The sequence below is a fragment of the Paenibacillus antri genome, assembly GCF_005765165.1.
GTDB lineage: Bacteria > Bacillota > Bacilli > Paenibacillales > YIM-B00363 > Paenibacillus_AE > Paenibacillus_AE antri.
Genome location: NZ_VCIW01000001.1, coordinates 533,145 through 554,638, shown reverse-complemented (window position 1 = coordinate 554,638; position 21,494 = coordinate 533,145). Strand labels below are relative to the sequence as shown.

At 61.7% G+C, this 21,494-nt stretch carries 15 protein-coding genes; 11 read left to right on the top strand and 4 right to left on the bottom strand.

The genetic code is table 11. The features are described from left to right. Nucleotides 1-57: 57 nt before the first annotated feature. Nucleotides 58-783 carry a class I SAM-dependent methyltransferase gene (locus FE782_RS02110; RefSeq protein WP_158299215.1) on the bottom strand — a complete coding sequence of 242 codons (726 nt, stop codon included), beginning with the start codon at nt 781-783 and terminating at the stop codon, nt 58-60. Between the two features lie 156 nt (nt 784-939). Here FE782_RS02110 and FE782_RS02105 point away from each other — a divergent pair, with 156 nt between their 5' ends. The 4 genes from FE782_RS02105 to FE782_RS02095 all read left to right on the top strand — a co-directional run bounded on the left by FE782_RS02105 (nt 940) and on the right by FE782_RS02095 (nt 3,233). Then, nucleotides 940-1,278, top strand: coding sequence for a hypothetical protein (locus FE782_RS02105; RefSeq protein WP_138192000.1), 339 nt, complete (start codon nt 940-942; stop codon nt 1,276-1,278). 40 nt (nt 1,279-1,318) lie between these two features. Beyond that, on the top strand, nt 1,319-1,441 hold the full coding sequence (locus FE782_RS33075; protein ID WP_274388672.1) for a hypothetical protein: 123 nt from the start codon (nt 1,319-1,321) through the stop codon (nt 1,439-1,441). A 233-nt stretch (nt 1,442-1,674) separates the two neighbouring features. Continuing rightward, nucleotides 1,675-2,367 carry a nuclease-related domain-containing protein gene (locus tag FE782_RS02100; protein WP_138191998.1) on the top strand — a complete coding sequence of 231 codons (693 nt, stop codon included), beginning with the start codon at nt 1,675-1,677 and terminating at the stop codon, nt 2,365-2,367. A gap of 8 nt (nt 2,368-2,375) precedes the next feature. After that, nucleotides 2,376-3,233 (top strand): alpha/beta fold hydrolase, encoded by an 858-nt coding sequence (locus FE782_RS02095; protein ID WP_138191995.1) that lies wholly within the window; start codon nt 2,376-2,378, stop codon nt 3,231-3,233. Between the two features lie 228 nt (nt 3,234-3,461). Here the strand turns inward: FE782_RS02095 and FE782_RS02090 are convergent, their stop codons facing one another. From FE782_RS02090 to FE782_RS02080, 3 genes are all read right to left on the bottom strand, one after another. Next, nucleotides 3,462-5,603, bottom strand: coding sequence for an S-layer homology domain-containing protein (locus FE782_RS02090; protein WP_138191993.1), 2,142 nt, complete (start codon nt 5,601-5,603; stop codon nt 3,462-3,464). A 23-nt stretch (nt 5,604-5,626) separates the two neighbouring features. Beyond that, the gene (locus FE782_RS02085; protein WP_158299214.1) at nt 5,627-8,770 is read right to left on the bottom strand and encodes an Ig-like domain-containing protein; all 3,144 of its coding nucleotides are present in this window, start codon (nt 8,768-8,770) and stop codon (nt 5,627-5,629) included. 274 nt (nt 8,771-9,044) lie between these two features. Next, complete coding sequence (locus FE782_RS02080; RefSeq protein WP_158299213.1) at nt 9,045-10,181, bottom strand: GntR family transcriptional regulator; 1,137 nt, start codon at nt 10,179-10,181, stop codon at nt 9,045-9,047. Between the two features lie 214 nt (nt 10,182-10,395). On the opposite strand from FE782_RS02080, the gene FE782_RS02075 reads away from it, so the two are divergent. The 7 genes from FE782_RS02075 (at nt 10,396) to FE782_RS02040 (ending at nt 21,489) form a co-directional block, all read left to right on the top strand. Beyond that, nucleotides 10,396-11,688, top strand: coding sequence for a glycoside hydrolase family 125 protein (locus FE782_RS02075; protein WP_138191987.1), 1,293 nt, complete (start codon nt 10,396-10,398; stop codon nt 11,686-11,688). Between the two features lie 18 nt (nt 11,689-11,706). Next, nucleotides 11,707-12,771, top strand: coding sequence for a glycoside hydrolase family 76 protein (locus FE782_RS02070; RefSeq protein WP_138191985.1), 1,065 nt, complete (start codon nt 11,707-11,709; stop codon nt 12,769-12,771). 238 nt (nt 12,772-13,009) lie between these two features. Further along, nucleotides 13,010-14,539 carry an ABC transporter substrate-binding protein gene (locus FE782_RS02060; RefSeq protein ID WP_158299212.1) on the top strand — a complete coding sequence of 510 codons (1,530 nt, stop codon included), beginning with the start codon at nt 13,010-13,012 and terminating at the stop codon, nt 14,537-14,539. A gap of 106 nt (nt 14,540-14,645) precedes the next feature. Next, nucleotides 14,646-17,498: an extracellular solute-binding protein gene (locus FE782_RS02055; RefSeq protein ID WP_138191979.1), complete on the top strand. Its 2,853-nt coding sequence runs from the start codon at nt 14,646-14,648 to the stop codon at nt 17,496-17,498. After that, on the top strand, nt 17,491-18,453 hold the full coding sequence (locus tag FE782_RS02050; protein WP_238392306.1) for a carbohydrate ABC transporter permease: 963 nt from the start codon (nt 17,491-17,493) through the stop codon (nt 18,451-18,453). The genes FE782_RS02055 and FE782_RS02050 overlap by 8 nt, the downstream gene beginning before the upstream one ends. 3 nt (nt 18,454-18,456) lie before the next feature. Then, nucleotides 18,457-19,329 carry a carbohydrate ABC transporter permease gene (locus FE782_RS02045; protein ID WP_138191977.1) on the top strand — a complete coding sequence of 291 codons (873 nt, stop codon included), beginning with the start codon at nt 18,457-18,459 and terminating at the stop codon, nt 19,327-19,329. 24 nt (nt 19,330-19,353) lie between these two features. Further along, nucleotides 19,354-21,489 carry a YIP1 family protein gene (locus FE782_RS02040; RefSeq protein ID WP_138191975.1) on the top strand — a complete coding sequence of 712 codons (2,136 nt, stop codon included), beginning with the start codon at nt 19,354-19,356 and terminating at the stop codon, nt 21,487-21,489. The last annotated feature ends 5 nt before the right edge of the window (nt 21,490-21,494 follow it).

Genomic DNA, 21,494 nt, shown 5'->3' with positions numbered 1-21,494 from the left:
GAATCCTCCCCTCTTCGCGTTCAGGGACGAGAGAACGTCCCCGCCGGAAACATTCCCTTACGGATTCTCCCCGATGAACACGCCGTACGACAGCGCTTCGCCGAATCGCCGGAGGAAGGCGGCGTTGCGCGCCGTGAACGCCGCGACGTCGGGGCGAAGCACTCGGTCGAGGTCGATAAATTGCAACGGGTCCGCCTCCAGCTCCGCGCTGCCGACGACGAACGGCCGTCCGTCTCGAGGCGTCCAGACGCCCACGCGCACGAACCCCGCGGCCTTGAGCGACTCGAGCCAGCCCGACTTCGTCGGCAGCGGCGCCGAGCCGTATAACGCGTACATCTCCGCGTCCAGCTCCGGAGCGTCGGCTTCGATCTTGTACAGCTCTCTATCCCAGACGCGCCCTCCCGATCGCAGCACCCGCGCGTACTCGCGGTACGCCTCCGCCGGCGGCGCGAATGCCGTCACCGATTCCGCGAAGACGATGTCGAACGAGGCCGCCTCGAACGGCAGCGCGCGAAGATCGCCTTGCACGAAGTCGATGGTCGCGCCCAGCAGCGCCGCCCTCCGCTTCGCCTTCTCCAGCATCGCCTCGCTCCGGTCGACCGCCGTCACGGCGCAGCCCATCGCGGCCAGCGCGCAAGACGTCCGCCCCGTCCCGCAGCCGACCTCCAGCACGCGCTGACCCGGCGAGACCTCGGCGTCGGCGAGGAAGTCCAGCGTGCCGCCGAACCCTCCGGGATGTGCCGCGCCCGCGCCGGTCGCGGCGATGATTTCATGATACTCCATGGCACCCGACTCCTTCCTGCCACAGCATATGCGCGGAGGTCGTCCCGAACGCCCGGGCGTCCGCTGATTTCTCGCTCGGCCGGGCGGGTACCTTGTCAATCCGCGCTCCGTATCGATATACATAAGGGAAGTACTGCGGAAAGGAGGAGGTCTCTTTTGAAACGACTTCACCCCATCACTCCTGAAACGTGCAGTCCTTATGTCGGCAAGACGGTATGCGCAGTACTGCATGACGGAACGCAAGTCGTCGGCACGATCAGCCGCGTCGGCGCGGACGGCATCGAAATCAACGGGAGCCGGTCCGGCGCTTCCGTGCTGTCCACGCGCGCTCCCGTAGCGAAGAAGCAGCTGCAGCGCATGGCGTCCAAAGCGAAAACGAAGGCGTTCGGTTACGGGTATCCAGGCTACGGATATCCTGGTTACGGCTACCCCGGCTACGGATTGGCATGGGCGTCGATCGCCCTGCTGTTCTTGCTGCCGTTCTTGTTCTACTAGTGCTATGAGAACGGACGCTGCAGGCGGGGAGGTGAGGAACATGGCATACGTAAACGCAGGCGTCGGCTGCGGCGGCGCAGGCTACGGCGGATTCACGAGCACGGGAGCGATCTTGGTACTCTTCATTTTGCTCGTCATCATCACCCGGGCTTGGGCAGTGTAATGTTCAGTAAAGGCGTTACCTCGTTTCAACAACGAAATAACTGAAAAATGGGGAGGGTCTGCCTTGCGGTGGACCCTCCCATTTTTTCGAATTCGGCGGTTCCGCCGAGTCATGGACGGATTGGCTCCCGCTGTACAGGAAACAGTTTTGGTAGATTTCTACTAGCGATTAGCGGTAGACTAGGGATAATTTCCTAGCTTAACTACAATGGATCCGACGGAGGAGCGGGAAGCATGTTATCGAAGTTATTACGCGCGTTGGGATTGGGGCCGAAGCCGGCCCAGGCGACGCAGAAGAAGCCGGCGATCCGGCCGCGGGCCGCCGCGAAGCCGAAGGTGGCGCCGGAGCGCATCGGCGAGCTCGGCGAGCATAAGATCAACATTCAGCTCGACCAGCTGCCGAAGGAATGCCGGTACGCTTCCGACCTGATGGTGCGCAATCCGAAGTCGCGGACCGGGTATTCGCAGATCGATCACGCGGTCGTTTCTCCGTACGGCATTTTCGTCATTGAAACGAAAAACTACAACGGCGAAATCCGAGGCGGACGCGACGATCGGCAGTGGACGGTGAGCGGGCGGTTCAAGATGTACAACCCGCTGAAGCAGAACTACGGGCACATCAAGGCGCTGGAGCAGGTGCTGTCCGCTCATGCGCCGCTGACCTTCATCTCCATGGTGTCGTTCACGATGCGGTGCCGGTTCGGCATCGACCCGACGCTGCGCAAGATCGAGTCGGACGAGCTCGTCGTGTACGACGTGGAGCTGAGCGAGTTTATCCATCGGAAGCTGCTGCGGATGAAGGCGATCCACGGAGAGCCGCTCCTGAACGAGGCGCGGATCGCGGCGATTCGCGAGACGATGATGCAGGCGAACATCGTCGATCCGGCGCTTCGGGCGGAGCATGTGCGGCAAGCGAAGGAGAGATGAATACGTCGATGGATAGCGTCTACGATTTATTCGGCATAGAAGGCATTCGCATCGAGTACACCGTCGTCGGCCGGGGGGAACCGGTACTCGTGTTCCACGGCGGGTATTCCAATTGCCGCGAGCGGTTCGGAACGAAGGAGCTGGCCGAGAGCGGGTATGCCGTCATTACGCCGTCCCGAGCCGGGTACGGCCGCACCTCCGCCGGGATCGGCCGGAATCTGGAAGCCGCGTGCGAGGCTTACGTGCAACTGCTGGACCATCTCCGCATCGTTAAGGTTCACGTCATCGCCATCTCCGCCGGCGGACCGAGCGGCATCCTCTTCGCCTCCCGATACCCGGAACGGGTAAGAAGCTTGACGCTCCAGTCCGCGGTCACGAAGGAATGGCTGACGCCTAAGGATAAGGAATACAAGGCGGCGCAAGCGTTATTCCGCCCTTCGACGGAGAAATACACTTGGAAGCTGATCGGCGCTTTCAGCAGCTTGTTGCCCGGGTTCATTTTCCGGCAGATGGCCTCCTCCTTCACCAAGCTTCCGTACGCTCAGGTGAAAACTTATATGAAAGACGGCGATCTCGAGTCGTTCCGCGACATGAATCGGCGGCAACGCTCCGGGCGCGGCTTCATGATCGACCTCGCAAGCACCGGGACGGTTCGCGATTCGCATCTGCAATCGATCGCCTGCCCGACGCTGATTCTCCATAGCCGGCACGACAAGGCCGTACCGGTCGACCACGCGCATTACGCGCTGAAGCACATTCCCGGTGCGGACTTGCGCTTGCTGGATACTTGGGGGCATCTGATCTGGTTGGGCAGGGGCTCGGAGCAGATGCATGAGGCATTGATTTCTTTCTTGGGAAAATGGTAATGATGAAGCCCTGCCTGCGAAAGTGCAGGTATTTCTTCGGAACATGGCCGGAAATACCGACTTAGCTGCAAAAATGCATTTATTTTCGGTCGTTGGGGTGTTCCGGCGACGAAATAAATGCATTTCCGCAGGTATTCGGCCACGGTGGAGAGAAAGCGAAGGAATTAGATGCACTTTTGCAGGAAAAAGAAGCCGACGCGCGAGGCGTCGGCTTCTTCATGTCGCTAATTAAATCAGCTCGGATTGCTGCAGCAGGCGGCGGATCAGGACCGCGACTTCGGCGCGGGTGACAGTCGCTTGCGGCGCGAGCTCGTCGGCGCCGCGGCCGGTGACGAGGCCCGCTTGCAGGCTGTCCGCGATGCCGGCCTTGGCCCAATCGGAGACGAGGCCCGCGTCCGCGAACGGAAGCAGGAGCGTGGCTGGCACCGCAGGCTTCAGCTTGTCCTTCAGGCCGGTCATCGACATCGCCTTCGCGACCATGGCCATCGCCTGCTCGCGGTTCAGCTTCTCCGCGGGTCGGAAGGCGCCGTCCTCGAAGCCGTTCGCGAGGCCGTATTCGTGCGCCGTCGCGACGGCGTCATGGTACCAGTCCGACGCCGCAATGTCGGAGAACGGAGCCTCGGCGTCGCCTGTGGCCTTGAGGCCGAGCGCGCGCACCAGAATCGCGGCGAATTCGGCGCGGGTGACGTCTCGATCCGGAGCGAAACGGTTGCCGCCGATGCCCTCGATCACCATCCGGGAGCCGATGTCGTTCACCGCGTCTTTCGACCAGTGCGTCGCGACGTCCGCGAACGCGACCGGATGGTAGACGACGGAGTACGTGCTGTTCGTGAGGCTGTTGATCGTCGCGTAGTAGACGCCGTCGACTTCTTCGACCTTGGTCGGCACATGGCGGACCGTGCCGTCCGGGTCGACGACGACGCCGGTCGTAATGCGGCTCGGGTCGACGCCTTCCGGAATCGCGATCGAGCGCGCGACGTAGGCGTTGAAGCGGTCCACGTTCACCGTCGCGCCGTTGTACGTGCCGCGCACGGTGAAGTCGACCGGCGGCGCGACGAGCTCGAACGAGCCTGCCGCCGCGGACGCTTCGACCCGCTTCGCGGTGTCTTCCGACGGCTTCGCGATTTCGATGCGTACGGTAATTTCCTGCAACGCTACGTCCTTACCGAACTTGTCGGACACGGCGCGGATGTTGATCTGCTGCGCCGGGAGCGTGTAGGTGGCGCTGCCGGTTTTGATTTCGAGAATCGCTTGCTTCTGCTCCATGTTCGCGACCATCTGGCCGTTCAGCTCGCCGGCGACGACGTCGGAGCCGTCCGCGACCGGAATCGTCACGACGCTGCGCTGCCCTTCGGCGGCAAGCTTCTGCTCCAGCTTCGCCTGATCGACGGCGACCGTGGTGACGACGCGCGTCCCCTCTTGCTTCTTGGTCGCGACGCCGGCGGACTCTTCCTTGCCGTTGACGCGAATCGTCGCGTCGGTCGTCGTCGGCTTCGGCGCTCCGGCTGCCGCCGGGGCGTCTTCGTCGCGGTAGACGGACAACGTGTAAGCTTTCTTCGTCGTCCCGTCCGCCGCGGTCACCTCGACGACGATGTCGTTCTTGCCGTACTTCAGCGGGATGGCGCCGGCCGCTTGGCCGCTCGTTGCGGACGACTCGTTCACGGTGACGCTCGCGTACCGATTCGCCGTCGTCGGCGTTACCGTCACGGATTTCGTCGAGTCGCCGACTCTCGCGTTGTACGCGGTCTTGTCCGCCGCGAAGGCGATCGTGCCGGCGGTCGTCGTCAGCGCCGCAAGATCGGCGTTGTTCGACGTCTGGACGGCGACGTTGCCATCGTTCAAGCCGGCATACAGATACGTCAGGTGCCGGTCCGTGAACGAGAAGCCCCCGGGCGTTCCTCTCGCCGCGGTCACCGGTTTATCGCCGAGCGCGAGAGGGTTCTTCACGTGGAAGCGGACGACGAACAGCTCCATCGCGGCGTCGATCGGCTCGTCGCCGCCGGAGGCGTCGAACCAGGCGGCGCGGAGCCAGCCGGAAGCATTTTCGGAATCGGAAAAGAAACAGCCCTCTGCATCCTCATAGCAGGCCGGATCCGAGGCGTTGCCGTACGACGGGACGATGTCGACGACTTCGAGCGCCGCGGCGTCGTAATTCAGCTCCATGCCGTAGGACGCGACGCCGGCCGCCGGCTGCGAAATCGAGACCGGGACTTCAATCATGTCGTCGACCTTCGCCGCGACATCGCCGATCGTAACGATCAGATCGGCCGCATCGGCGGAAGCCGTCGCGGGGGACAGCAGCGCCGATGCCGACAGGGATAACGCGAGCAACAAGCTCGGGAGCTTGGCATGATGTAACTTCGTAAGCAAGATCAGTTCCTCCCTGGAGCAGCTTATTGCTGCGTGTGTTTGCCGTATTGCTCAAGAAGCTGGGCGCTCGAATACGTGATCCACTGGTTCGGGCGATAGACGTTCGACCCGCCGGGCACGTCGGCTCTGCGGACTTTGGTTTTGTTCATCTCGACGATCGGTCTCGGACCGGTCGCCGTAGGATCGCCGACCATGTCGACGACTTGTCCGTCCTTCTTCACGACGATCGCATTCAGCGTCGCGTCCGCCCACGTGGAAGGCACTTCGAGGTTGTAGCCATAGATGAAGCTCATCCGATAGTCGAATAAATCCATGAAGTCGTAGAACAGACTGTTGATGATATGATACGTCCGGTTTGCGTTGATCGTCGGCGCGGTCAACGCGGAAACTTCGATCCGACTCGGGTTCGGAACGTATTGGTACACCTCGATTTGGTAACCAGTCAGTTCGACAGGCGAATACAACTCGATAGCAAATCTATCATTGCTGCTTCCGACGAATACTTCGGAGACGATCAGCGAATTCGGCTCGATGACAGGTTGGACGGCGAATGTATTCGACGTCGCCGACTCCGTGCCGTTCTCGAAAGCACTCGCCAGCGCGGTTATCGTCACGCCGTTATAGTCGACGTCGAAGTCCGTTCCGTCATTCGTCAAGAAGAGGAAGGCTTGGTCGTCAAGTAACTTCCCGGCGGCGAAGACGCTCGTTCCGGGCGGCGCATTGTTGACCGCGAAGTCCGCTTCCGACAAGTCTTCCTTGAACGTTCCGCCGGTCGCGGTCACATATAACGCCGCGCCGTCGAGAGTGATTTCGTCCACCGGATCGTTGTTCGCGTCGAGCGTCACATCGATGCTGAGCGGAACGGACGTCGAGAAATTCCACGTCGTCTTATCCTCGATCGCGTCGATCGGATTGCCGGCCGAGTCTTCGAAGGCGCCCGCATCCATCTGCACATAGTAGTCCTTGCCGACCGCTAAGCCCGGGTTTTGCAGCGTGCCGGTCAAGCCGACGAACGACATCTCGCTCGCCTGATACGTCTTCAGGACGGAGTCGTCGGCCGCGTCGTACACCGTAATCGTCTTATCCGCCGCTGCGGTGACCTTCTCGCTGAAAATCATCGCGAGTACCATGCCCGCCGAGGCGGACGCGGCGTCATCGACCGGCAGCGTCGAGACGACTGTCGGCGCGATCGTGTCCACCGTCGCAAAGCTCCACGACGCCTTCCCGATTAAGCCGGCGAACGGATTGCCTGCTGCATCAACGAAGGCGCCGGCGGGAACCTCAACATAATACATCTTGTTCTCGGACAAGCCCGGGGCGGCGATCGTCGCCGTCTTCCCGGCGAGCGAGACGACGGTGGAGTCCCCGACGTCGAACGTACCGACGACGCTGTCGTTCGAAGCGTCGTACAGCACCACTGAATTGCCGCTGACCGGCGTGACCGCTTCGTCGAACGCGATCGTCAGCGGCGCGTTCGCGGCTACCCCGGCCGCATTCGCGTTCGGTGCGACCGACGCGACTGTCGGGGCGATGTCGTCCACCGTCTCGAAGCTCCATCCGGTGTTGCCCGAGATCCCCGCGTAACCGTTGCCCGCGGCATCTACGAACGCGCCGGCTTCGACTTCGACGTAGTACGCCGTGCCTGCGGCGAGGCCCGGGTTCGCGATCGTCGCGCGGCTGCCCGACACAGTCGCGCTCACGGCGACCTTCGCCGCATCGGCGGCGTCGTACGTCGCGACCGCGGCGTCGGTCGCGGCGAGGCGCACCGCAATGGTCTTGCCGGCGACGCCGGTCACGAGCTCGTCGAACGCGATCGTCAGCGCACCGACGTACGGCGCGCTCGGGTCGCCGCCGACCGGCGCGAACTGCAGCGCGGTCGGCGCCACGACGTCCTTCGTCGCGAAGCTCCACGTCGTCGGGCCGCTTAACCCGGCGTGCGGGTTGCCGGCGAGATCCCGGAACGCGCCGGCTTCGACCGCCACGTAATACTCCGTAAGGCTTGCGAGCGATAAGCCTTTCACTTCGACATCGGCGCCCGTCACGACGACATGGGCCGCATCCGAAACGTCATAGGAGGCAACCTCGGTATGATCGGCGCTCTTGTAGATCTTCGCGTACTTCCCCGCAACGGCTGCGACGGGCTCGTCGAACGCGATCGCGAGCGAGCCGTCCAGCGCGACGCCCGTCGCGTTGTCGAGCGGCGTTACGCCGAGGATCGTCGGCGCGGTCGTGTCCGGGATCGGCACGAGCGTACCCGCGCTGATCGCGGCCGTCCCGGCCGGAACCCCTGTCGCAGCCTTCGGCGTCACGCCGTAGAACAAGTACTTGCCGCCGTCGGCCATCTGCAGCGTATAAGATGCGGACGTCGCGCCGGCGATCGCCTCGCGATCCGAGCCGTCCGCGAGCGTTCCGCGATACCACTGCACCGCCGTCGCCGCTTCGGCATCCTGCTCCGCGTCTATGTAATGGTGGCTGCCGGTCACGGTCTGCCCGACCTCCGCCGTGCCCGCGAACGCGATGCCGTAAGCGATCGGCGCATCGTTCACATCCGTCAACGTCATATGGTATTCGTTCGGGACGGTTCCCTTCTTCTGCGACAAATACAAGCTCATCGCGGCGGTCGCGTCCGCCGACGTCACCTTGCCGTCCCCGTTCAAGTCGAGGCGTTCCATATCTTCGGCGGAAGGCGTGACGAGCCCCTTCACGACCTGCTGGATGAACAGCGAATCGGCCTGATCGATCGTGCCGTCGCCGGTAATGTCGCCGCGCTTATGTATCGTTACCTGCACCGTGTCGACGATCGCCGGGTGCACCCCGTCGTTGCCGGTGACCGTGACCGTCGCCGTGCCTTCCTTGAGGACGGCGAGCTTCAGATGACCGTCGACGACGCTAACTTGCAGCACGTCTTGGGAGGACGAATCCGCCGTAAATACGGCAGCGGAAGAGAGAAGCGGAAACCGGCCTGCGAGGTCCGCGCGGACGGTCATGCCGTCGACTTGGAGGGCGGGTTGCATCCAGGATGCGTTTTCCGAAACGATAATCTTCTTCAGAGGGGAAACGGACGATGCATGGGCATGGTAGTTTCCTAGAGGAAGAGTGACGAGCAGCGCGCCGCTGAGCAGCAGACTGATCTCCTTGGTTCGCTTGCGCCTAGAGCTGAGCTTCATGATGATTCCCGTCCTTACGTTGAGGTGTGATGAGTGGGGGGTGAATTGGGAAAATGGTTCCAGACGCACGAAAACATCTATCACAGTATTCGAAAAAGATATTCGCATTATATGGTGCGGAAGTCCCGGAGGCAAGTGTTTTTCACGCGCGAGAAATGTCGGAAAATGTCGGTGAGGCGCCGTGGCGCCGTGGACGGAGAGTGGGGGGGATTTTCGCTAGAATCCCAGTCCGCCGCGCGCCGGCTTCTTGCCGCCGGCGCGAGCGTCCCGGGGGTCACTTCGTAGATGAGCCGAGCACGATATCGTGCCCGACGATATGATGCAGCTCGGTGTCCTCGCGGTTCAACAGGTCGATCAGCACCTCGACCGCCCTGCGCCCGATTTCCCGCTCGTTCTGCCGCACATGCGTAAACAGCGGCGGGCCGAGCGGCTGTCCGGGCGAATCGAAGCAGACGATCTGGAAGTCGTCGGGAATGCGGCTCCCCCTCGACAGGAGAACCTCCCGCAGAACGAGGGCCAGATTGTATTCGGCGACGACGAAGGCGGACATCTCCGGATTCATGTCCACGAACCGGCGCACGGTATCGAGGTCGATCTGGACGTTGGCGGTATCGAACGATTGCGGCAACGAGCTGTACAGGCTCGTCAAGAGATGGTCGGGCATGGGCGTCCAGCCGCGCTGAATGCAGGCGTCGGTGTAGCCCCTCAGCCGGTCTTCGACCGCGGTCGTGTTTTCGGCCGGAACGGATAAGAAGCCGACTTCGCGGAACCCCTTGTCCAGCAATAGGTTCGTAAGGTCGAAGGCCGCTTTCCAATTGTCGGTATACACGGCATTGGCGGGAATCCCCTTCAAATATCGGTCGACCAAGACGAGAGGGAAGCGGTCCAGCACGAGCCGCAATATTTCGGAATTGTAATGTTCGCCGTGTCCGGGGAATACGATCAAGCCGTCGACGCCCCACCGAACGAAGGAGCGGATGGCTTCCTGCTCGTTCTCCCGGTTGTCGTACGTAAGCTTGATCATCATCCGGCATCCGTTCGACGCGCATTGCTCCTCGATGCCCCGAACGAGATCGGCCCCGAACGAATCCGCGAAGTCGGGCAGCACGAGCCCGACCGTTCGCCACTCGTCGTCGTCGCGCTTCTCTTCCGCGCCGTCGGCATGGCGCCCCGACGCGACGTCCTGCACATCCGGAGGCGCGTCGGCGACGAAGGAGCCTCTCCCCTGAATTCTCTCGACGAGCTTATACTGCGACAGCAGCTCCAGCGCTTTCTTGGACGTGATGCGGCTGACGTTGAACTGGACCGCCAGCTCCTTCTCCGACGGCACGCGATCGCCTGCCTTCAGCTCGCCCTCTTTAATTTTCTGATACAGGTGGTTGAAGATCCGTTCGTACCGAGGGATGTCCATAGGTTTTCCTGCCTCGCTTCGATGCATTGATATATCAACTATAAAACTTTATTCGCGATTCGGCAACTAAATTCATAAAGCGGCGGGGTTACCGCGTTCCGGCTGCGGAAGGGCGCTGCAACATGTCGTAATTTAGTATATTGACATATTGATACATCGCAAATAGTATGTTGTGTAGTAGGTCGTATGGAAGATTCAGGGAGGAGTTCGGATCATGGAGATAACGAAAGATGCCTCGGCCGTCGTGCAGCCCCTCGTCAGGGTCGTTGCCGACGCGATGAAGGACCGGCCGAGGGCGGCGCGCATGTTCGAAACCTGTATCCGCAACACATTGGAAACGACGATTCAAAGAAAGCCGGACGGGACGACGTTCGTCATCACGGGAGATATCCCCGCCATGTGGCTTCGCGACTCCGCCGCGCAGGTGCGGCCTTATTTATTGCTCGCGTCCAGCGATCGGGACGTGGCGGACATGATCAAGGGCTTGATCGACCGCCAGTTCGAGTGCTTGCTGCGGGATCCTTATGCGAACGCTTTCAATGAATCCGCCGACGGGAGAGGCCACCAATCGGACGAAACCGAGATGAGCCCCTGGGTATGGGAGAGAAAATACGAGATCGATTCGCTCTGTTACCCGATCCAGCTCAGTTATTTGTTTTGGAAAAACAGCGGTCGAACCGATCACTTCCAAGGCGATTTCGTAAAGGGCGTACGGACGATCCTGGCGTTGTGGAAGAGGGAGCAGCGTCACGAGACGGATTCGGCTTACCGGTTCCAACGCCGGAACTGCCCCGCCACCGATACGCTGACCCGGGACGGCAAGGGAGCGCCGACCGCGTATACCGGCATGACCTGGTCCGGCTTTCGGCCGAGCGACGACGCTTGCACGTACGGCTATTTGATCCCTTCGAACATGTTCGCGGTCGTCGCGCTTCGGTACGTGCAGGAAATCGCGCGCGACGTGCTGCGGGATGCCGCGCTCGAGGCGGATGCGGCGGCGCTGGCGGCGGACATCGACGAGGGAATCCGAACGCACGGCATTGTTCGTCATCCGGAATTCGGGGAGATGTTCGCGTACGAAACCGACGGCATGGGCCGGCATGCGCTGATGGACGACGCCAATGTGCCGAGCCTGCTGTCGATTCCGTATCTCGGGTACTGCTCGGCGGACGACCCGATCTACCGGAATACGCGCGAGTTCGTGTTGAGCGATCGGAACCCGTACTTCTACCGGGGCGCCGCCGCGGCGGGCGTCGGAAGTCCGCATACGCCGACGGATTACATTTGGCATATCGGCCTCGCGATGCAGGGACTGACCGCCGCGACGGCGGAGGAGAAAGAAGCGCAGCTCGACGCGATGGTTCGCACCGACGCGGGGAAGGGCATGATGCACGAGGGCTTCCACAAGGACGATCCGAGCCGGTACACGCGCGAATGGTTTTCCTGGGCCAATATGCTGTTTTGCGAGCTGGCGCTCGATATTTGCGGGGTTCGCGTTCGAACGTAACGAAGGAGGAGGGTTCGGATGACGGGAATGTGGGGAGCGAGAGCCGAACGCGCCCAGCGCGAGCTGGACGAGAAGTTTTGGAACGAAGACATTGAAATGTACAACATTCGGACGCCGTGTCCGGACGGCGCGTGCAACACGATCTTCCATTACTGGTGGATGGCGCATGCGGTGGAGACGTTGACGGACGGCTGGAACCGAACGGGGGCCGCCGTCTATCGGGAACGGCTCGCATCGCTGCACCGGGGACTGCTTCGGCGGAACGGAGGCGCCTGGCCGAACAACTTGTACGACGACATGGAGTGGATGGCGATCGGCTGGCTCCGCGCATTCTTAGCGACGGGCGAGGAGTCCTACAAGGCTGCCGCGCTGGAGCTGTGGGAGGACATCAAGACGGGCTGGAACGACCATGTGGGGGGCGGCATCGCGTGGCAGAAGACGCAGCTCGACTATAAAAATACGCCGGCGAACGCGCCCGCCGCGATATTGGCCGCGCGCCTGTACGCGGCGTTCGGCGACGAGGACGACCTGGCCTGGGCGAAGCGCATTTACGATTGGGTGAAGCGCACCCTCGTCGATCCGCAAACCGGCTTCGTCTGGGACGGGGCGAATCGGTTAGGGGATGGCAGAATCGATAAGGATTGGAAATTTACGTACTGCCAAGGCGTCTTTATCGGCGCCGCCGTCGAGCTGCACCGTCTGACGGGCGACGGGGCCTATCTCGAGGACGCCGCGCGCACCTGGCGGGCGGCCGTCGCGGAGCTCGCGGAACATCGAACGAGCTTGTTCCCGGCGGAAGGCAAGGGGGACGGCGGCCTGTTCAAGGGCATTCTCGTCCGGTATGCCGGCGAGCTCGCGCTGACGGCGGGGGACGGTCTCGACATCGCCGGCGTTATCGGCGCCAATGCGGCGTCGCTTTGGGACAACGCGTTCGACGGCGAGGGGGCGTTGTTCGGGGAACGATGGGACGCGCGAACGTCCGGCGAAGTGGAGTTAAGCACGCAGCTCAGCGGGATCATCCTGCTGGAGACGATGTCCGCGCTGGAAGCGGCCGGCCGGATTCGGCAAGCCGAAGGGGCGTAATCGCAGCGTCTTGTCATATCAAGTTCGATTGACTGGGGAGGCTTTCGCCCTGCTTCATATTACGCATAATCCTTGTGTAATAAGGGTTTCGGCCTTCCTGAGTCAACACGAAGATTGCGGAAAAAGGCAAAAATAATATGTTGACATATCACTGCGTGCGAGCTAGTGTATGAAGTGTAGTTAATGGAGTTATTTTCAAATTAAGTACAATTTTGGTATCGAGGGGAGATACGGGGTTATGGCGAAGAAAAAACAATGGGCGTGGCTGTTGTCGGCGGTATTATTGATTTCCGTTCTTGCAAGCGGTTGCACGGGAGGCGGAGGGGGAGACGCGGGAGCCGATCCGGCCCCGGAGCCGGCGGATTCGCAGCCGGCGGAAGAGCCCCCGGCGGAGCCGGCCGGAGAGACGGCCGAACAGCCGGCCGCGGAGGGCGACGGCGCTCCGCCGGTGCAGGATCTCGGCGGTTACAAGTTCGTCGTCGCCGACAACAACGCGAACCGGTGGTTCCCGCCGGAGGGCAGCTCCGATCTCGCGAACGCGATCCTCGAACGGATTCGCTGGGTCGAAGAGACATATAACGTCAAGATCGAGCTGCGCAAGCATTCCGAGGAGGAGTTCAGCGCGGCGGTGCTGGCGGGCGACAAGTACGCGGACATCATCGTGACGCCGACTTGGGAATTGGGGCGGCATATTAACGGCAAGCGGCTCGTCGACATGAACACCATTCCGAACTTGCAGTTAGATAACGCGTACTGGAAGGAATACAACACGTCGAACCTGCTCACGTACGACGGCCGGACGTTCGGCGTCGCCGCTCCGTTCGCGAATCAAGGCGACGAAGTGTGGGTGCTCGCGTTCAACAAGAGCATTATCGAAGAGCTGGGCCTCGAAAACCCGTACGATTTGGTGGCCAATAAACAATGGACGTTCGAGAAAATGCTGGAGATGGAGCAGGCGGCGAAGCGGGACGCCAACGGCGACGGCGTCATGGACAGCAACGACCGCTACGGCCTCGCAACGGGACATGATTGGGATATCGCCGTCGCGCTGTACCTCGCCTCCGGCAATAAAATTATCGAAACCGCTTCCGACGGCAAGCTGACGTATGCGGTCAATACGCCGAAGGCGTTCGAGACGATCGACATGATCAAGAAGATGACGAAGCGCGGCGACACGTTCTTCCCGAAGAACGAAGGCGAAGACATGGACGCTTACGTGAAGGCGTTCGTAGACGGGAAGGCGCTGTTCCTCGCATACTCCAGAGGACGCGGCGTCATCGACCCGATCTACGAGATGGAAGCCGACTTCGGCTTCGTGCCGATGCCGATGGGCAACAACACGGACGACTATCTCTCCTGGGTAAGCCATGACGCGCCGTCGATGGCCGTCCCGGTCACGAACAAAGACCTGGATAAGACGGGGCTCATTTTGGAGGCGCTGGCGTGGAAAGCCCAACAAGAGGAACAAATCCGATTGGATGAAATCGCCTTCACGCAGCTGAGAGACGACGAATCGCTCGAAATCATCAAGCAGCTGAAAAATTACGGCGTGTCCGATCTCGCGTTCATCGGGCAGCAGATGCAAGGCAACGTTCACCAAGGTCTCGCGCTCATTCCGAACGTCGGCTTCTACGATCAAAATTTGGAGCCCGCCTCCCAAGTGGCGGAAATCGAAGAAGCGGTCAATCTCGGACTCGAAGAGCTCGTCCTCCGGTTGAAGGGCGAATTCGTGGAGCCGGAGCCGAAGCCGGAAGAGAAGAAGGAATAGTCGCAGCAGCGGAACAAGGGGCGGTCCGGCACGCGGGTTTTCGACCGACGGAACGCCCCTTGCCTCTTCCGGCGCGGCGAATCCTTGCAGGTTGGAGGGTGTTACGGTGAAAGGAAACGTCATAGCGAGGCGGTTGGGGGTTGCGTTGGCCATCGGATTGGCATTCATGCTATGGCCGAACGCGGCGACGGCGAACGAAACGGCGGCGAGCGGGGAGATGCTGCTGAAGCTAGAAAGCTACGGGGACTATCTCGAGCGGCACGCGAAGCAAGGCGCCGGACGAGCGGACCTCACGATCGAGGCGCATACGTTCGTTCGGGCGGAGACGAGTACAGAAATCTTTGAGCGGTTCGAAGGCATGGAAGGCAAGTCCGTGCGAACGGGAGAAACCGGGATCATCGAATGGGAAGTCGACGTTCCCGCGAGCGGCATGTACAACGTCGAAGTGTTGTACTACCCCGTGGAAGGCAAAGGCAACGATATCGAGCGGATGCTCTACGTCGACGGGGCCGTCCCGTACGACGAGGCGAAGACGATCCGGCTGTCGCGAATATGGAAAGACACGGGCGCTATCTCGCAAGACGGGAACGGGAACGACATCCGGCCGCGGCAAGCCGAAGCGCCGCGGTGGAGAACGACGCTCTTGCACGATTCGCTAGGTTACTATAACGATCCGCTTCAGGTGTATCTCGAAGAGGGGCGGCACACGATCGGACTAGAGTCGGTCAGAGAACCGGCTGTAATCCGTTCCATCCGCCTGTACGCCGCGGAGAAGCCAAAGCCGTACGCGGAAGCGGCGGCGTTCTACGAGGCGCAAGGCTACCGGGAGGCGGACGCCGCGCCGGTGAAAATCCAAGCGCAGCTCCCTTACGAGAAGTCGGACAATACGCTGTATCCGATCGCCGACCGGTCGTCGCCGCTGACGGAGCCCCAGGATCCCGCGAAGCTGCGGCTCAACAGCATCGGCGGCGACAAGTGGAAGCTGCCGGGGCAGTGGGTGACGTATCGGTTCACGGTCGAGGAAGACGGCTTATACAAGATCGTCACGAGGTTCAAACAGCAGCTGCTGGCCGGTATGTACGTCAACCGGAAAGTGCTCATCGACGGCAAGGTGCCGTTCGAAGAAGCCGAAGCGGTGCGATTTAATTACGGGAATCGCTGGCAGGTGCAGGCGCTGGGCGACGGCGGGCGGGAGTACGCGTTCTACCTCGAAGCGGGCGAACACGAGCTGACGTTCCAGGTGACGTTAGGCGACTTGGCCGACGTGCTGCAGCGGGTCGACGCCAGCTTGTTCGAGCTGAACGCCGCGTACCGGCAAATTCTCATGATTACCGGCTCCGAGCCGGATTTGTACCGGGACTACGACTTCAAGAAGCTCATTCCGGACGCGATCGCGACGATGGCCGAGAACGCGGAGGAGCTGCGGCGCATCTCCGCCGAGATGGAAGCGTTCACCGGACAGAAGGGCGAGCAGACGGTGCTGCTCGACAAGATCGCCTTCCAGCTCGAGCAGATGGTCGAGGACCCCGAGGATCGAATCGCCAAGACGTTCGCTCCGTTCAAGGAAAATATCGGCGCGCTCGGCACGTGGATTCTGACGGTCGGCGAGCAGCCGCTCACGCTCGATTACGTCAGCGTCGTTCAGACGTCGGCGCCGCTGCCGCAGGCGGAGCCGAGCTTCTTCGCAAGTCTTCTGTTCGAAGTTCAGTCTTTCTTCCTGTCGTTCGTCGTCGATTACAACACGCTGGCCGTGCAGGAGGGGAGCGACGGCGGTCGCGAGGTGGAGGTGTGGCTGACGTCCGGCCGCGACCAAGCGCAGATCATCCGGGAGATGCTGAACGACGCGTTCACCCCCGAAACCGGAATTCATGTGAAGCTCAAGCTGATCCCGGAACAGACGCTGCTTCCTTCGGTGCTCGCGGGCACCGGACCCGACGTCGCGATGGGCAATCCCGTGGCGGATCCGGTGCAATACGCGCTGCGGAACGCGGTGCAGCCGATCCACGACATGCCGAACTTCGAGGAGGTCGCCTCCCGGTTTCACCCCAGCGCCATGGTGCCTTACACGTTCGAAGGCCAGACGTATGCGCTGCCCGAGACGCAGTCGTTCCCGATGCTGTTTTATCGGAAAGATATTTTGCTGGAGCTGGGGCTGGAGGTGCCGGAGACGTGGGACGAATTTTACCGGATCGTTCCGGAAATTCAGAAGCAAAACCTGCAGATCGGCTTTCCCCAAGATATTACGGGCCTTCAGATTTTCTTGTATCAGACCGGCGCTGAGCTGTACGACGCGGGACGCACGCGATCCACGCTCGACGCGGACGCCACGGTCGAAGCGTTCCAGAAGCAGACGGAGCTGTTCACGACGTACCGGTTCCCGCGAGATTACGACTTCGCGAACCGGTTCCGGACCGGGGAGATGCCGCTCGGCATCGCCGATTACACGACGTACAACCAGCTGATCGCCTTCGCTCCGGAAATCCGAGGGCTGTGGGAATTCGCGCCGCTGCCGGGCACGGTCCGGGCGGACGGCACGATCGATCGGGCGACCCCGGCGACGGGCACCGCCGTCATGATGCTGAAGGGCGTCGAAGACAAGGAAGCGGCATGGCGCTTTATGGAATGGTGGACGCGCGCCGACACCCAGTCGCGGTTCGGCAGGGAGATGGAAGCGGTGCTCGGCAAGTCGGCCAAGCAAGCGACGGCGAACCTGGAGGCGCTGGCGAGCATGCCGTGGACGGAGAGGGAGGCGGACATCCTGATGGAGCAATGGTCATACGCCGTCGGCACGCCCGAAGTGCCGGGAGGATATTACGTCACTCGCAGCATCGGCTTCGCGGCCGCCGCGGCATACAACGACGGAGATCCGGAGGCGCTGCTCGATTACGTGAGGGAAACCGACGAGGAGATCGCGCGGAAGCGGAAGGAATTCCGTCTGGAGGGCGACGAGGATGAATAGAGACGTCGCGATGGGCGGACCGGCCGCCGTCCGGAGAACGCGAGGCGCTTTCGGCCGGAAGCTTGCGCAAGGCTGGAAGGCGGCGAAGAAAAACAAGGTATCCTACTTGTTCGCCGCGCCGTATATGCTGCTGTTTTTCACGTTCACCGCCTTGCCCGTGCTCGTGTCGCTGGTGCTCGGCTTCACGTCGTTCAACCTGCTGGAGGCGCCGATGTTCGTCGGCATGGACAATTATATTCGGCTGTTTCTCGGCGACGACATCTTCGTCAAGGCGATCGGCAACACGTTCCTTATGGCGGTCATGGTCGGCCCGATCGGGTATGCGATGTGTCTCGTGTTCGCGTGGCTCATCAACGAGCTGCCGAGAGCGTGGCGGACGTTCCTGACTTTGATTTTCTACGCCCCGTCGATCTCCGGCAACATCTATCTGGTCTGGGGCGTGCTGTTCAACAAGGACGCGTACGGGTACGCCAACGCGCTGCTACTCCGGTACAACTTCATTTCGACGCCGATTCTCTGGTTCGAAAATCCCGAATACATGCTGGGACTCGTCGTCCTCGTCGCCCTGTGGACCAGCGTCGGCACGAGCTTCCTGTCGTTCATCGCCGGCCTGCAGGGGATCGATCGCAGCCTGTACGAGGCCGCGGCGGTGGACGGGATCCGGAACCGATGGCAGGAGCTGTGGTACGTGACGCTGCCTTCCATGAAGCCGCAGCTCATGTTCGGCGCGGTCATGAGCATCACCGGCGCGTTCAGCTCGGGCGCGATCGTGACCGCGCTGTGCGGCATGCCGAGCGTCGATTACGCGGCGCACACGATCGTGAACCATCTGGAGGATTACGGCTCCGTCCGGTTCGAGATGGGATACGCCTCCGCGATCGCCACGGTGCTGTTCCTGATCATGATCGGCTCCAACAAGCTCGTACAGAAGCTGCTGTCGAAGGTCGGTGAGTAAACGATGATCCACATCAAGTTGTCTCGAAGCAAGAACGGAATCCGTAGATCGTACTTCGCCGACTTCGGCATCTACTTATTTCTGACGGCGTTCGGACTATTCATGGTGCTGCCGATGGTGTACGCCGTCTCCAACGCGATCAAGCCGCTGGAGGAGTTATGGTATTTCCCGCCGCGGTTTCTGGTGAACCATCCGACGCTCGAAAACTTCCGCGATCTGTTCGTCGTCATGAGCGATTCGTGGGTGCCGTTCAGCCGGTACGTGTTCAACACGGCGTTCATTACCGCCGTCGGCACCGCCGGCCACGTCGTGCTCGCGTCGTTATGCGCGTACGTGTTATCCAAACACACGTTTCCCGGCAAGGGGTTCCTATTTTCTATCGTCGTGCTGTCGCTCATGTTCAGCGGCACCGTCACGCAAATTCCGAACTTCATCATTATCGCGTCGCTCGGGTGGATCGACTCGTACAGCGCGCTGATCGTCCCGGCGTTCGCGTCCTCTCTGGGGTTGTATTTAATGAAGCAATTCATGGACCAGATGATCCCGGACGCCGTGCTCGAGTCGGCCCGGATGGACGGCGCGAGCGAATGGAAGATTTTCTGGCATATCGCGATGCCGATGGTGAAGCCGGCGTGGCTGACGCTGATTATTTTCTCGATCCAAGGGCTGTGGGGCATCGGCGCGAATCAATTCATCCAGAGCGAAGAGCTGAAGACGCTGAACTATGCGCTGTCGCAAATTCTCGCCGGCGGCATCGCCCGGACGGGCACGGGGTCGGCCGCCGCGGTCATGATGATGATCGTGCCGATCATCGTGTTCATTATTTCGCAATCGAAAATCATCGAGACGATGTCCGCGTCGGGGATGAAGGAATAGGCCGAGGGGAAGGAGGGAGAACGGATGGTTTGGAAAACGTGGAAAACGCGCATCTTAGCCGGCGCGGCCGTCTGCCTGCTCCTCGGCGCCGGCGCCGGTTCCGCTTCCGCGATGGTGCCGTATAAGACGTACACGTACGACTACGAAGGGAATTACGTCGTGTCCCCCGACGCGTACGTGCCCGACCGGGTCGTCGGCGCGATCGACATGGGCATCGCCGACGGGACGGGGCTCAACCAGCCCCAGGATCTCGTGACGGGCCCGGACGGCCGGGTGTATATCGCCGATACGGGCAATCACCGGATCGTCGTCCTGGACGAACAATACCGGTTCCAACGGGAGATCCGCTCGTTCGCGCGCGCGGACGGAACGGAGGACGGCTTCAACGCGCCGGCGGGCCTCTTCGTGACGGACGACGGGACGCTGTACGTCGCGGATGCGAAGAACGCCAGAATCGTGGCGCTCCGTCCGGACGGGAGTCTCCTGAACGTCTTCGAGGCGCCTGACGCGGACGTGCTGCCCGCGGGGTTCATCTACGAGCCGAGCGCCGTCGGCGTCGATCAGGCCGGCCGTATGTACGTCATCTCCAAGAGCACGAACATGGGGGTCATCGCGCTGAACGCGGACGGCCGCTTCGACGGCTTCGTCGGCGCCGAGAAGGTCGAGCCGAAGGCGCTCGACCTGTTCTGGGAGCTCGTGACGACCGACGCGCAGCGGAGCCGGTCGGCCAAGAACGTGCCGACCGAATACAACAACATCGCGATCGACGAGCTCGGCTTCGCGTACGTGACGAGCAGCGCACTGAACGCGAGAAACCAGCTGCAAGCGATGCGCAACCGCGACCGCAGCAGCCAGTACGCACCGATCAAGCGGCTCAACAACACGGGCATCGACGTGTTGAAGCGCAACGGGGCATACCCGCCGGCCGGCGACCTGCAGACGGCCGAGACGGTGTCGCGCTTCATCGACGCGGCGTTGACGGCGGACGGCGTCTACACGGCGCTGGACGCGACGCAGAACAAGCTGTTCACCTACGACGGCGAAGGGAACCTGCTGTACGCATTCGGCGGCACCGGCAGCCAGAACGGCGTCTTCCGCGCGGCGGTCGCGATCGCGTACCAAGGCGCGAAGCTGCTTGCGCTCGACGCGAATACGGCGCGGGTCACCGTGTTCGCGCGGACGGCGTACGGCGACGCGATCGCCGAGGCGATCCGCCACCGGAAGGAGCGCAGCTACGACGCGTCGATCGCCGCCTGGCGGGAGGTGCTGAAGATGCACCCGAGCTTCGAGCTCGCCTACTCCGGCGTGGCGATGTCGCATATGCGCAAGGCGGAATACCGCGAGGCGATGGAAAACTACAAGCTCGCGAACGACTGGGATCAATATTTCAAGGCGTTCGCGGCGTACCGCAAGGAAGTCGCGCGGAATATCATCCTGCTCATTCCGATCGCGGCGGCCGCGCTCATCTGGCTCGCGACCCGGTTTTTCGCGTACGCCCGAAGGGTGAACGCAGCCGGATGGAAGAAGGCGGGGAAGCGCACGTACAAGGAAGAACTGCTGTACGCGCTGCACTTGATCGTGCACCCGTTCGACGGCTTCTGGGATTTGAAGCACGAACGGCGGGGCAGCTTCCGCGCGGCCGTCACGATCGTAGCGTTGGTAATGGCCGTCGACGTCTGGCGAACGATGGTCGGGGGATACGTGCTGTTCCCGACCGACTGGCGCGTCATCGAGCTGCACGACACGGCGCTGCGGGTGTTGATCCCGTTCGTCCTGTGGGTTTGCGCCAACTGGGGGCTGACGACGCTGATGGACGGCGAGGGGAGCTTGAAGGATATTTTCATCGCCTCCGCCTACGCGCTTACGCCGATCGTGCTCATCCAGGTACCCGCCGCGCTGTTCAGCAACGTCTTGACGCTGCAGGAGGTGCAGTTCGTCAACGTGCTGTCGACGATCGCCTACGCTTGGGCGTTCGCGCTCATCTTCGTCGGCGTCATGGTGACGAACGATTACGCGCCGTTCAAGAATTTCTACACGTCCGCCATATCGGTCGTCGGCATGGGATTCGTCGCCTTCCTCGTCGTGTTGTTCATTAACATTTTGCAGAAAATGCAGACGTTCTTCGCGACGATCGTCGACGAAATCACGTTCCGACTGTAGCACAG